Consider the following 12745-nt stretch of genomic DNA (forward strand, 5'->3'; position numbering starts at 1 on the left):
CGGGGCCGATATCAACCATCTCCTGAGCTATATCAATCAACTCGGGGCGGATATCGACCATCTGTCTTGAGATATCAACCAACCCCACAAGCTGCCAGCCTTCAAACTGAACCAACATTAAAAATCAAAAGGAGTGATCTGCATGGTACCTCAGCGTGTGACATTAGTGACAATTGGGGCAGTCGATCTGCCGGCATTGCGTGCTTTTTATCAAAGATTAGGGTGGAGCGAATCAGAAAAGAGTTCTGATAGCTATGCAGTATTTATGACAGCGGGGGTTATTCTATCTCTTTTTCCGCTATCGGATTTGGAAGAAGATTCCTGTGTTAAAATCAACCGATCTTTAGATACCTTCAATAAAATAGCATTAGCAATTAATGTGAATCGTCCGGAAGAAGTCGATTCTGCAATTGATCATATTCGTAATAGCGGAGGAAAAATACTCCGCGAACCAAGCGATGCATTCTGGGGAGGACGGACTGCTTATTTCGCCGATGTCGAGAATAACCTCTGGGAAGTGGCTTGGAACCCCGACTCAGTATTTGATGAGCGTGGAGCGATGCTGGATTTTTGAGATCTTCCTATTAGCACTCAATGTGTCATGGAAGCATTATTCTTCGTTTAATCAAATGAAGAAGTACGACCTTTTCAATTTTAGTTAATTGGTATAACTATGGTTTATAACATGAGGTTTTTTGCTTTTTGTAGGATCTGCCACAATGTAATGATAGGATAGACCATAAAATTGGAAAGTGGAGAATATCATGGAATCCTGGATTCAAGGTTTAGTAGAACAGTATGGATATTGGGGAATTTTAATATTAGTTGCCCTTGAAAATGTCTTTCCGCCAATTCCTTCAGAAGTCATTCTTACTTTTGGCGGATATATGACAACCCAAACGGATATAAGTGTTACAGGAGTTTTTTATTTCAGCGACAATAGGTTCTGTTTTAGGAGCAGCTATTTTATATGGACTCGGTTTTTTATTAGACGTAAAAAGACTGGAAAAGATTATTGGCCGCTATGGGCATATTTTTCGTTTAACAAAAGAGGATTTATATCGCGCAGATGCGTAGTTTGATAAACATGGTGTGTGGACAGTATTGTTTTGCTGCTGGTTTTAAATAAAGTTTGATTCAAAATATCGAATGAAGCTGCATTTTACGGCAAATTAAAAGAATCCATTTTGAAAAAAGATTGATCAAAATGAAATAATTACATTTAGTGAAGTATGAGATTTTTATAAAATAGTTTGATCATTTCAATGAGCCGTATTCCACAAACGCCTCTGTCACGAACAAAGAATTAAAACCACAGTTTTCTAATTGCTCTCGTAAAAAAACTTCCGCGTTTTTGGAACGGATGATGCTATTAATTTCATCAGCTATACAGAAGGAACTTAATTATTGTGGTTTTTTACTCCCCACTCACATAACTGTTCCAAAACAGGTAATAGAGTTTCTGCTTTATGTGTGAGACTGTACTCAACTTTAGGGGGAATTTGAGGATACTCTTTCCGTCTAACCATCCCATCTGCTTCCAATTCTTTAAGTTGTGAACTCAATGTTTTAAAGGTAATAGCTCCTATTTTTCTTTTTAACTCATTAAAGCGAACTGGTTGGTTTTCTGCCAGGAGGTAAATAATAAGCATTTTCCATTTACCACCAATCACTGACAATGTATAACCAAAAGGTGTTTCTTGAATATTACCCTTTTCTTTATAGTCAGCCATACTCATATTTACACTATCCTTTCTGGTAGTACCTATCAAAAAAGTGCGTACTATTTTTTTGTTTGCGTTCATTTTATACTGACATTACTTTGAAGTAAAGGAGAGAAAAAAATGACTAATGTTAAAACCTACGATCACGGTCTTTGGGATCACGGTATTACCCAAGGTTACAGCGTCAACGGCACTATCTACATTTCGGGGCAATTTTCCCACGATATGGAGGGTGCATTCATTGGCGAGGGCGATATCGAAGCACAGACCCGACAGACACTTGAAAATCTCGATCGTGTACTGGAGGGATTTGGTGTCACGAAGTCCAACCTCGCTTATATGGAGATTTATCTAACAAATGCGCAAGAGCATTTCGAGCCAGTCCTCCGGCTGTTCAAGGAATATGTGGGACAACATCGGCCGGCAGGCAGCCTTATCGGCGTGACTTACTTGGCGTCCCCAGAGCAACTAATCGAAATCAGCGCCGTTGCACACACCGACTAAGTAAACTACATTTTAAAATCAAAGTAATCATGTCAAGCTCAATTCTTTAGTTGATTATTGAAGTAAGCAGGGAAAATTAAAAAGGGGAATCAACTTGATTGAACTGACCCCCGAATAGTGGACACTTTTAGAAAAAGTGGGCCTATTCGGGGTTTTTGTGTTTTTTAAAAGGCTAAATCCTGCTTCTAACGAATTTTCTGCTGTGTGTTTTGGATATACCTGAAAACAGTGCAGTCATTTCATTTGGCGTTCTATTATCAGGACAAGGGCAAGTTTGGATTGATGAACTTAAATTTGAGGAAGTCGATCAAGATATACCAACAACCCATATGGAATTTACTGCGGAACTCCTGGATGAACCAACCAATTTATCCTTTGAAGAGTAAGGAAATACGAAAGAACCCTTTCTCGGTAAAAGGGTTCTTCTCTGCGTTATATACCGTTTTTCTGCAATTCCCTCATTCTCTATATCCCCGGACCGAAAGATAAGAATATATAACTTGTATTCTATAAAGATCCGCATTTATCCTTTCTTAGTATTCCAATCATTAACAATCGATTTACAAAAAATAAATAGGTACTTAAAAACAACTTGTTACTCTATTAATAGACATAGAGTGTTACCTAAACTTCGTTCGGACGATGAAAAGATAGTTTTCCAAAAACATTTGAAAAGGAAGTGAAGTAGCAATGGTGCGGAATGATCGGTCAAAACAAGAAACGGAGATTTTTAATGGGGATATTTTAAAGAAAGAAATGGACCGCCGTTCTTTTTTACAAAGGACAGGCGTGGTCGCCGGCGCTTCAATCGGATTGACCCTGGCAAGCTCGCTGAATATTCTATCAGTGAGCGCTGCATCCAGCTCTTCTATAATGACATCAAAAGGGACGAAACCAGATATGGTTTTTCCTGTTATCAGTGATGTCCACATTCATTCTGAAAATAACAAGACACTGGAGAAGTTCATTGCAACTTTAGAACAATTAAATGAAGTGGCCCCAAAGCAGGATGCTTTTCTGGTTGTGGGCGATTTAACGGATTACGGCATTACGGCGGAATACGAGAAGTTTATGGCTGCATATCGTGAAAAAAGGCAGCCGCAGGCGGTTTCCATGTTTGCGATTGGAAATCACGATTACTGGAACGGGCTGTCTGTAGCTAATGCTCAAAAGCGCTTCCTGGAGAAAACCGGTATAGAATCAATCTACTACCATAAGGTGATCAAAGGGTACCATTTTATTGTCCTAGGCACTGAAGATGGCAGGACAGAGGGGACATTTTCTGTTGAACAGATTAACTGGCTGAGTGAACAATTAAAAATAGCAAACGCTGATGATTGGAAAAAGCCGATTTTTGTTTTTCATCATCAGCCGATTAAAGGCACGATTTATGGAAGTGAATGGGGCTTCTCAAAGAATAGAGACCTTTTTTACGATACTTTAAAGGAATATCCGCAGGTTATTTCCTTTTCTGGACACACCCACTACCCATTGGATGATCCGAGAATCATACACCAGAAGGATTTCACTTCAATCGGAACTTCCACAGGTGCCTATTTATGGCTGGACTCCGGCAGAATACAAGGAGAAGTGCCTGAAGGTGCCGATGTACTGAATCAAGCTCTCGTTGTAGAGGTTTATCAAAACAAAGTGATGATCAAGCGCCGTGATATCCATCATAATGATTGGACAGGAGAACCTTTTGAAATAAGCTTTCCAGCTAATAAGCAAAATTTCAAATATACAGAAGGCAGAGATAACAAGGCTCCGTTTTTTACAAAAGATGCGATGATATCCATTGATCATGAAAAGACAACAGCAACTGGCCTAGCCATTATGTTTGCTCAGGCTAAAGATGACCTCCTTGTCCACGACTATAAAGTAGTGGCGCGGAAAGCAGATAATGGGGAAATAGCAAAAGAGTTCCTCGCCTTCTCGGAATTCTACAAAGATCCTGTACCAAATCCACTAACCTTGCCAATCGAAGGATTACAGCGCAATACGACTTATGAAATTGAAGTGCATGCACTTGATGCTTATGGGAACGTGAGCAAAAATTCGTTAAAAACATTGGGAAAAACGATAGATGGAGAAGTGAAAGAGATCACCATTTCCTTATCCAAAAATGTAGTAAACGGAGCAGGTGATACGGTAGAAGTGAATGTGGAAAATGCCAGAAACCCGAAAAGCGATTGGATCGGTCTGTACGAAGTAAGTGAAAATCCGGGAGATGTTCCTTCTATATGGTGGATGTACACGCAAGTGAAAGATGGAACATGCAAATTCATTTATAATCCCAAAGACAATAAGTACCCGGCCCGATATAATGAAGGAGCCACTTATAAGTTCGTTTATTTTTATGGTAGCGGATATGAGGCGGTAGCTTCTGCAACATTTACAGTAACCGCTGTTGGAAGCAAAAAAGAGCTTCTTCCTAAATGACTAGGTGCTCTTTAACAGACCACAGTAGTAGAGTTGGTACAGCACTTGGATTCCACGACCGATCTCTCACTTAAAAAAATAAATTGACAATCTTTCTGTTTGGTTGTAATCTTAGGGAAATTTAATATTTCGAATATTCTTATCCAGAGAGGCAGAGGGTCCTGGCCCGATGAAGCTTCAGCAACCTTCAACGATTTCGTTGAAAAGGTGCTAATTCCAGCAAGTTCTTAAACTTGGCAGATAAGGAGAAAGGCTATCTTGGTATACAAAGTCTTCTTCTTACAGAAGGCTTTTTTTGTTTTTTAAAAGGACGTAAGAGAAGGAATCCAGACAATCAGGAGTGGTCGCTATGGCAAAAATTGATACAAGGCTTGCGCAGATTGGGAATCGCAGCGAACGGGCAACAGGGGCAGTGAGTCCGCCTATTTACTTAACAACCGCATACCGCCATGAGGGAATTGGGCAATCGAGCGGCTATGATTATGTCCGGACGGGTAATCCGACCCGGGAAATTCTTGAGGCGGCGATTGCTGAACTGGAGGAAGGGGACCGGGGGTTTGCCTGCAGTTCAGGCATGGCAGCGATCTGGACAGTGCTCTCTCTATTCCAGTATGGCGACGAATGGATCGTTTCAAAGGATTTATATGGCGGTACTTACCGACTTCTGCAACAGGGGTTCAAAAAATGGGGACTGAATAGTGTCTATGCGGACATGGCAAATGTAAAAGAGGTTGCTGCCTCCATCACACCGAGAACAAAAGCGCTTTTCGTCGAGACGCCGACGAACCCGCTGATGGAACAGGCTGATATTTCGGCCATCGCGGAAATTGCCAGAGCGAACGGCCTCCTGTTGATTGTCGACAATACGTTTTACACACCTTTGCTGCAGAAGCCGATCACATTGGGTGCCGATATTGTCCTCCACAGTGCGACCAAATATCTGGGCGGCCATAATGATGTGCTTGCGGGCTTGATTGTCGCAAAAGGACAGGAACTGTGCGATTCGCTTTTCCTCCACCATAATGGCGGCGGTGCTGTGCTGGGTCCCTTCGATTCTTGGCTTTTGATTCGCGGCATGAAGACCCTTTCATTAAGAATGGAGCGGCATGAGAAAAATGCCAGAGTCCTCGTTGATTACCTTGGAAAGCACGATGCTGTTACGAATGTCCTTTATCCGGGCCGCGGCGGAATGATTTCGTTCCGGGTAGAATCCTCTTCCATGGTCAATCCGTTTTTGCAGAGCTTGTCGACCATTACTTTTGCCGAAAGCCTTGGAGGTGTTGAAAGCTTCATCACATATCCTGCCACTCAGACGCATGCCGATATTCCAGTGGAAATCCGTGAACAAATTGGGGTTTGCAGCCGGCTGCTCCGCTTCTCTGTTGGCATTGAAGATGCGGAGGATTTGATCGAAGACCTAGAGAATGCATTCAAGAAAGCCTCACAGGAGGTGGGCGCATGAGCGAAGGACTTTCATTTGATACGCTGCTGCTGCATAACAAACATAAATTTGATCCTGCCACCGGCGGAGTCAGCGTGCCAATCCAGCATGCCTCTACCTACCATCAGTTGTCCGCCGACAATTTTGGAAAATATGATTATAGCCGAAGCCTGAATCCCACGAGGGAAGCACTTGAAGAGATTATCGCAGAACTTGAGGGTGGTACAAGAGGGTTCGCTTTTTCCTCAGGGATGGCAGCCATTTCAACAGCCTTCCTCCTGCTCTCCCAAGGTGATCATATTGTCATTGCCGAGGATGTTTATGGCGGATCATTCCGTATGGTCACCCAAGTTCTCACCAGATTTGGGATACAACACACTTTTGTCGATATGACAGATATTGAGGCTGTTGAAAAAGCCATCCAGCATAATACAACATTGTTATACGTCGAAACACCATCAAACCCGCTGCTGAAGGTAACGGACATCAAGGCCGTCAGCTCGCTTGCGAAAAGGCATGGTGCCTACACATTTGTAGACAACACGTTCATGACGCCCTTCCTTCAGCGGCCTCTTGACCTTGGAGCGGATTTGGTCCTTCACAGTGCCACAAAATTTCTATCAGGGCACAGTGATACAGTCGCCGGCCTTGCTGTAGTCAAGGATGAAGAGCTGGCGAACAGGCTGTACTCTTTGCAAAACTCTTTTGGGGCAGTCCTTGGCGTACAGGATGCCTGGCTAGTGATGAGAGGCATAAAAACTCTATCTGTAAGAATGAAACAATCTCAAGAGAATGCGATGAAAGTCGCCAGCTTCCTCAAGGAGCATTCCTTTGTTAGAAAAGTGTATTACCCGGGCCTTGAGGAACATCCGCAACACGAGACGCATAAAAGTCAGGCAAGCGGCCCTGGCGCAGTCCTCTCGTTTGAGCTCCAAAGCGAAGAGCTCTTGAAGAAATTTATCCATTATACTCAGCTCCCGGTATTTGCAGTCAGTCTTGGCGCTGTTGAATCGATTCTTTCCTACCCTGCGAAGATGTCGCATGCGGCCATGTCTGAAACTGAACGGGCGAAACGCGGAATCAGTGACAGTCTGCTCCGGCTCTCTGTTGGCATTGAAGGTGCTGGTGACCTGATAAATGACTTCCGGCTTGCACTGGAATTAAGCAGAAATACGTCGAGAATAGAGGAGGATGTCCGATGAGCTTCCTGGAAAAAATGAAGACTGAGATTTTAATAGGTGATGGAGCAATGGGCACCCTCCTATACTCGTTTGGGACAGGAAGCTGTTTTGAGGAGCTGAACCTTTCCCACCCCGAAGATATCGTCCGCATTCATCAGGCTTATATCGATGCCGGGGCTGATATGATCCAGACAAATACGTATGCCGCCAATTATTTAAAGCTTCAAAGATACGGCCTTGAGGATTCTGTGAAAGAGATGAACAGCTCTGCAGTAAGGCTTGCCCGCCAAGCCGCACAGCAAAAAGCGTACCTCCTTGGCACGGTTGGCGGGAACCGGGGCATAAGGCCATCCGCCATCCCGCTTGATGAAATAAAAAGAAGCTTTCGCGAGCAGCTGTATTGTCTGCTTCTCGAAGGAGTGGATGGCATCCTTCTTGAGACATACTACGACATTGAAGAACTGGAAACGGTGTTGAAGATTGCCCGTAGGGAAACGGAACTTCCAATCATTGCGCAGATTTCTCTCCAAGAGATCGCCCTCATGGAAGATGGGACATCCATTGGGGACGCTTTTGACAAATTGGAAGGGCTGGGCGCCGATATTGTCGGGCTTAACTGCCGTCTCGGCCCCCACCATATGATTGCCAGCCTCGAAGGAGTGGAGTTGCCGAAGAAAGCGTACCTTTCCGCTTATCCGAATGCCGGGCTGCCATCCTATACAGACGGCAGGTTCCATTATGAAGGCAATCCAGAGTACTTCCGGAAGTCTGCCCAAAGCTTCCGAGATCAAGGTGTTCGGCTGATTGGGGGCTGTTGTGGAACGACTCCTGAACATATTCGTGCTATTGAAAGTGAATTAAAAGGGCTCGCTCCTGTAACGCACAAAAAGGTTATTGGAAGGAAAGCAAAAATTGTTGTCAGCCCTCCCGAAGTGATTCGGAAAGAGAGGCCACTGGAGGAGGTAGTCAAGGAACGGCCATCTGTCATCGTTGAACTTGATTCCCCCCGGAAGCTTGATACGACGCGCTTTTTTCAAGGGGCAAAAGCTCTTAAAGAAGCCGGTATTGACGCTTTGACGCTTGCGGATAATTCGCTTGCTTCTCCGAGGATTTCAAACAAGTCCATCGGCCACCTTGTCAAAGAGAAAGTCGGATTGCGGCCGCTTGTGCATTTAACCTGTCGCGACCGCAATATCATTGGCTTACAGTCCCATTTGATGGGGCTTCATACACTGGGCCTCCATGATGTTCTGGCTGTTACGGGCGACCCTGCCCGTGTTGGCGATTTTCCGGGAGCTTCATCTGTCTTTGATGTATCATCATTTGAACTGATTGAAATGATAAAACAGTTTAACGAAGGGTTCTCCTATTCAGGCAAGGACCTTGGCCAAAAAGGTGCTTTTTCCATCGGCGCTGCGTTCAATCCGCATGTCCGTTCACTGGAAAAAGCGGTCTCGCGGATGGAGAAGAAAATAAAGTGCGGTGCGCATTATTTCATCACCCAGCCCGTCTATTCAGAAAAACTGCTTCTTGATGTCTATGAAGCAACAAAGCATCTCGATGTGCCTGTCTATATCGGCCTCATGCCGCTGACAAGCAGCAGGAATGCGGAATTTCTTCATAATGAAGTGCCTGGGATCAAAATTTCGCAGGAAATCCTCGACACGATGGCAAAATTCAATAATGATCCGGTCTCTTCCAAAAAGGAAGGCATCGCAATTACAAAAGGTCTGATTGAGGCTGCAGCAGAGCTGTTCAACGGAATATACCTGATCACTCCTTTCATGAATTATGAGATGAGTGTCGAACTGGCAAACTACGCCAACGAATGCAGTAGCCTGCTGTCAAGGAGGAAACAGAATGTCAACTACGTTAACTGAGGAGCTAAAGAAGAAAATCCTGATTATGGACGGGGCGATGGGGACGATGCTCCAGCAGGCTGACCTAACAGCCGATGACTTTGGCGGCGAGGAATATGACGGGTGCAACGAGATCCTGAACCTCACAGCTCCCGATGTCATTGAGAGGATTCACCGTGAATATTTTGAGGCGGGTGCCGATATTGTGGAAACCAATACATTTGGTGCCACCAGCCTTGTCCTCGATGATTATGATCTAGGAGAAAAAGCTTATGAAATCAACAAGACTGCAGCTCTTTTGGCAAGGAAGGCTGCAGACGAAGCCTCTGCTCCAAAGTGGCCAAGGTTCGTTGCCGGATCGATGGGACCGACGACAAAAACACTAAGTGTCACCGGAGGAGCAACCTTTGAAAGAATGTCCGCCGCTTATGAAGAACAAGCTCTTGGACTGCTCGACGGTAATGTGGACTTGCTGCTTCTGGAAACAAGCCAGGACCTTTTAAATGTCAAAGCTGCTTTTACAGGAATAAAACGGGCTTTCCGGCAGCGGGAAAAAGAAATCCCGCTCATGATCTCTGCCACCATCGAGCCAATGGGTACAACACTCGCAGGCCAATCAATTGAAGCCTTCTATATCTCTGTTACTCATATGAAGCCTCTCGCAATTGGATTAAATTGCGCTACAGGACCGGAATTTATGCAGGAGCACCTTCGTTCATTATCAAACCTTGCAACATCTGCTGTCAGCTGTTATCCCAATGCAGGCTTGCCTGATGAAGAGGGGCATTACCATGAAACCCCGGATACACTGGCCCAGAAGCTGGCAGACTTTGCCAGGGAAGGCTGGCTGAATATCGTTGGCGGCTGCTGCGGCACTACCCCGGAGCATATAAAAGCAATCGCTGAAAAAATGTCTGGCCGCAAGCCGCGCCAAAAGGAACAGAACGAGCTTCATATGGTTTCAGGCATCGAGCCGTTTATTTACGATGCTCCAACACTCAGGCCAATAATGGTTGGGGAGCGGACCAATGTCATTGGTTCCCGAAAGTTCAAGCGTTTGATCTCAGAGGGGAAAATGGAAGAAGCGGCTGAAGTTGCCAGGGCGCAGGTGAAAAACGGTGCGCATGTAATCGATATATGCCTTGCCGATCCTGACAGGGAAGAAATTGTGGATATGGAGCAATTTATCCAGGAAGCTGTCAAAAAGATTAAAGTCCCGCTTGTGATTGATTCTACTGATGATAAGGTCATTGAAAAGGCTCTGAGCTACTCGCAGGGAAAAGCAATTATCAATTCTATCAATCTGGAGGACGGCGAAGAACGCTTTGCGAAAGTGGCCAGCCTTATCCACCAATACGGCGGTGCGGTTGTTGTCGGGACAATTGATGAGGAAGGCATGGGAGTCTCGGCCGCAAGAAAGCTGGAAATCGCAAGACGCTCATACGAACTTCTCGTGGAAAAATATCATGTCCCTCCTCAGGATTTGATTTTTGATCCACTTGTCTTTCCGGTCGGTACAGGTGATGAGCAATATATAGGCTCAGCGAAAGCAACCATTGAAGGAATCAGGATGATCGAAGAAGCTCTTCCGAAGACGCAGACAATCCTGGGGATCAGCAATGTATCATTCGGCCTTCCTCCCGTCGGGCGGGAAGTGCTCAATTCGGTTTTTCTATACCACTGTACCCAGGCGGGCCTTGATTATGCCATCGTAAATACGGAAAAGCTAGAACGCTTTGCTTCAATTAGTCCTAAAGAGATCAAGATGGCGGAGGAACTGCTGTTTCATACAACAGACCAAAGCCTTGCACAGTTTACGGAGTTCTACCGTGACAAGAAGAAGGAGGCAAAAAGTACACTTCCCGATATGACGCTTGAAGAGCGCCTTGCCTATTATGTTGTTGAAGGGACAAAAGAAGGGCTGATTCCGGACCTTGATGCTGCCCTGGATTCATTTCCTGCTCCCCTTGATATCATTAACGGTCCATTGATGGAGGGGATGAAGGAAGTCGGCAGGCTATTCAACGATAACCAATTGATTGTGGCGGAAGTCCTTCAAAGTGCAGAAGTGATGAAAGCTGCCGTTTCACACCTTGAGCCGCATATGGAAAAGAACGACTCGTCGGCGGCGAAAGGAAAGGTCATCCTTGCTACGGTTAAGGGCGATGTCCATGACATCGGGAAAAATCTTGTGGATATTATCCTCAGCAACAATGGCTACGAAGTGATTGATCTGGGGATAAAGGTCAATCCAACGACCTTGATTGAGGCTGTGAAGAAAGAGAAACCTGATATTATCGGACTTTCTGGGCTGCTCGTAAAATCAGCGCAGCAAATGGTCCTCACCGCCCATGACATGAAGCAAGCAGGAATTGATACTCCGATCATGGTCGGCGGAGCAGCGCTGTCGAGAAAGTTCACGGATACAAAAATAGCCAGGGAATATGGTGGTCTTGTCCTATATGCGAAGGATGCGATGAACGGACTATCGCTCGCCAACCAGCTCCGTAACCCAAAAGAGCAGGAAAAGCTGCATCAGGAGGTAAGATCCAAGCAAGAGGCCGCGGCCTTGCGTTCCTATGCCGCTCCTGTTAAGACGGCAGCAACTGCTGTATTGGATCGTCCTAAGGCAGTTGCAAAGGCGCCGGTCTATATCCCTGAGGATACTAAAAGGCATTTGTTAAAAGCTTATTCGCTGGGGCATATTGAACCGTACATCAATCAGCAGATGCTTCTTGGCCACCATCTAGGCGTTAAGGGGAAAGTTGAGAAGCTGCTAGCGCAAGGCGACGAAAAGACCGTGAAAATTTATGAGGTTGTCAGGTCACTTTTAACAGAAGCAAAAGCGGAAGACTGGATTAAGCCGGCGGCTGTCTATCAGTTTTTCCCTGCCGGGTCTGAGGGCAATAAGCTTTATATATTTGATAGCGAAAAGCGGGACAACATCATTGAAACCTTTGAGTTCCCGCGTCAGGAAGCTGCTCCAGGTCTTTGCCTTGCCGACTATGTAAGGCCTGTCTCAGAAGGTACGACGGATTATGTAGGGATGTTTGCCGTTACCGCTGGCAAGGGAATCCGCGAGGCGGCGCAGGCATTAAAGCAAGAAGGTCGTTTCCTGGAAAGCCACGCTCTCCAGGCGCTCGCACTTGAATCTGCTGAAGGCTTTGCTGAGCTGATCCACCGCCAAATGCGAGACCGCTGGGGATTCTCAGACACGCCTGACATGACAATGAAAGACCGCTTCGCAGCCAAATATCAGGGGCAGCGATTCTCATTCGGCTATCCAGCCTGCCCTGACCTTGAAGACCAGAAGAAGCTGTTCGAACTGTTAAGGCCTGAGGAAATCGGCATCCAGCTCACAGAAGGCTGCATGATGGAACCGGAGGCCTCCGTCACCGCGATTGTATTTTCGCATCGGGAAGCAAGGTACTTTAATGTCTTGAAAACAGAATGAAGAATAGAGAGCCCCTTTGCCATGCTATTGGAAAGGGGTTCTCTTGCCGTTGTAAGGGAGGTGGGCTAGATTACATAATTTTGTATATGAAGGTTCGAAATACAGTAACTCGGAATAGAAATCGCCCTAACTGTAGATAG

At 45.4% G+C, this 12745-nt stretch carries 8 protein-coding genes, 2 pseudogenes and 1 riboswitch; of the genes and pseudogenes, 9 read left to right on the forward strand and 1 reads right to left on the reverse strand.

From position 1 onward, the window contains the following. Positions 1 to 142 precede the first annotated feature (142 nt). Positions 143 to 574: a VOC family protein gene (locus D1970_RS15425; RefSeq protein WP_119113774.1), complete on the forward strand. Its 432-nt coding sequence runs from the start codon at positions 143 to 145 to the stop codon at positions 572 to 574. 190 nt (positions 575 to 764) lie between these two features. After that, positions 765 to 1074: pseudogene (locus D1970_RS23080) on the forward strand (DedA family protein); the annotation flags it as partial. A gap of 326 nt (positions 1075 to 1400) precedes the next feature. On the opposite strand, the gene D1970_RS15435 reads toward D1970_RS23080, so the two are convergent. Further along, the gene (locus D1970_RS15435; RefSeq protein ID WP_119113775.1) at positions 1401 to 1739 is read right to left on the reverse strand and encodes a winged helix-turn-helix transcriptional regulator; all 339 of its coding nucleotides are present in this window, start codon (positions 1737 to 1739) and stop codon (positions 1401 to 1403) included. A 105-nt stretch (positions 1740 to 1844) separates the two neighbouring features. On the opposite strand from D1970_RS15435, the gene D1970_RS15440 reads away from it, so the two are divergent. From D1970_RS15440 to metH, 7 genes and pseudogenes are all read left to right on the forward strand, one after another. Next, positions 1845 to 2228: a RidA family protein gene (locus D1970_RS15440; RefSeq protein WP_066245850.1), complete on the forward strand. Its 384-nt coding sequence runs from the start codon at positions 1845 to 1847 to the stop codon at positions 2226 to 2228. Positions 2229 to 2419: 191 nt separating this feature from the next. Continuing rightward, positions 2420 to 2614, forward strand: a pseudogene (locus D1970_RS15445) (AraC family transcriptional regulator); the annotation flags it as partial. A gap of 304 nt (positions 2615 to 2918) precedes the next feature. Further along, the gene (locus tag D1970_RS15450; RefSeq protein ID WP_119113776.1) at positions 2919 to 4670 is read left to right on the forward strand and encodes a metallophosphoesterase family protein; all 1752 of its coding nucleotides are present in this window, start codon (positions 2919 to 2921) and stop codon (positions 4668 to 4670) included. Between the two features lie 136 nt (positions 4671 to 4806). Continuing rightward, positions 4807 to 4917: riboswitch (SAM riboswitch) on the forward strand. Positions 4918 to 5019: 102 nt separating this feature from the next. Then, complete coding sequence (locus tag D1970_RS15455) at positions 5020 to 6132, forward strand: methionine biosynthesis PLP-dependent protein (protein WP_119113777.1); 1113 nt, start codon at positions 5020 to 5022, stop codon at positions 6130 to 6132. After that, positions 6129 to 7313: a cystathionine beta-lyase gene (gene metC, locus D1970_RS15460; RefSeq protein WP_119113778.1), complete on the forward strand. Its 1185-nt coding sequence runs from the start codon at positions 6129 to 6131 to the stop codon at positions 7311 to 7313. Before D1970_RS15455 ends, metC begins: the two co-directional genes overlap by 4 nt. Further along, complete coding sequence (locus D1970_RS15465) at positions 7310 to 9172, forward strand: bifunctional homocysteine S-methyltransferase/methylenetetrahydrofolate reductase (protein ID WP_119113779.1); 1863 nt, start codon at positions 7310 to 7312, stop codon at positions 9170 to 9172. The genes metC and D1970_RS15465 overlap by 4 nt, the downstream gene beginning before the upstream one ends. Then, the gene (gene metH / locus D1970_RS15470) at positions 9153 to 12605 is read left to right on the forward strand and encodes a methionine synthase (RefSeq protein WP_119113780.1); all 3453 of its coding nucleotides are present in this window, start codon (positions 9153 to 9155) and stop codon (positions 12603 to 12605) included. Before D1970_RS15465 ends, metH begins: the two co-directional genes overlap by 20 nt. The last annotated feature ends 140 nt before the right edge of the window (positions 12606 to 12745 follow it).

It is taken from the genome of Mesobacillus zeae, assembly GCF_003570705.1.
Classification (GTDB): Bacteria; Bacillota; Bacilli; order Bacillales; family Cytobacillaceae; genus Mesobacillus_C; species Mesobacillus_C zeae.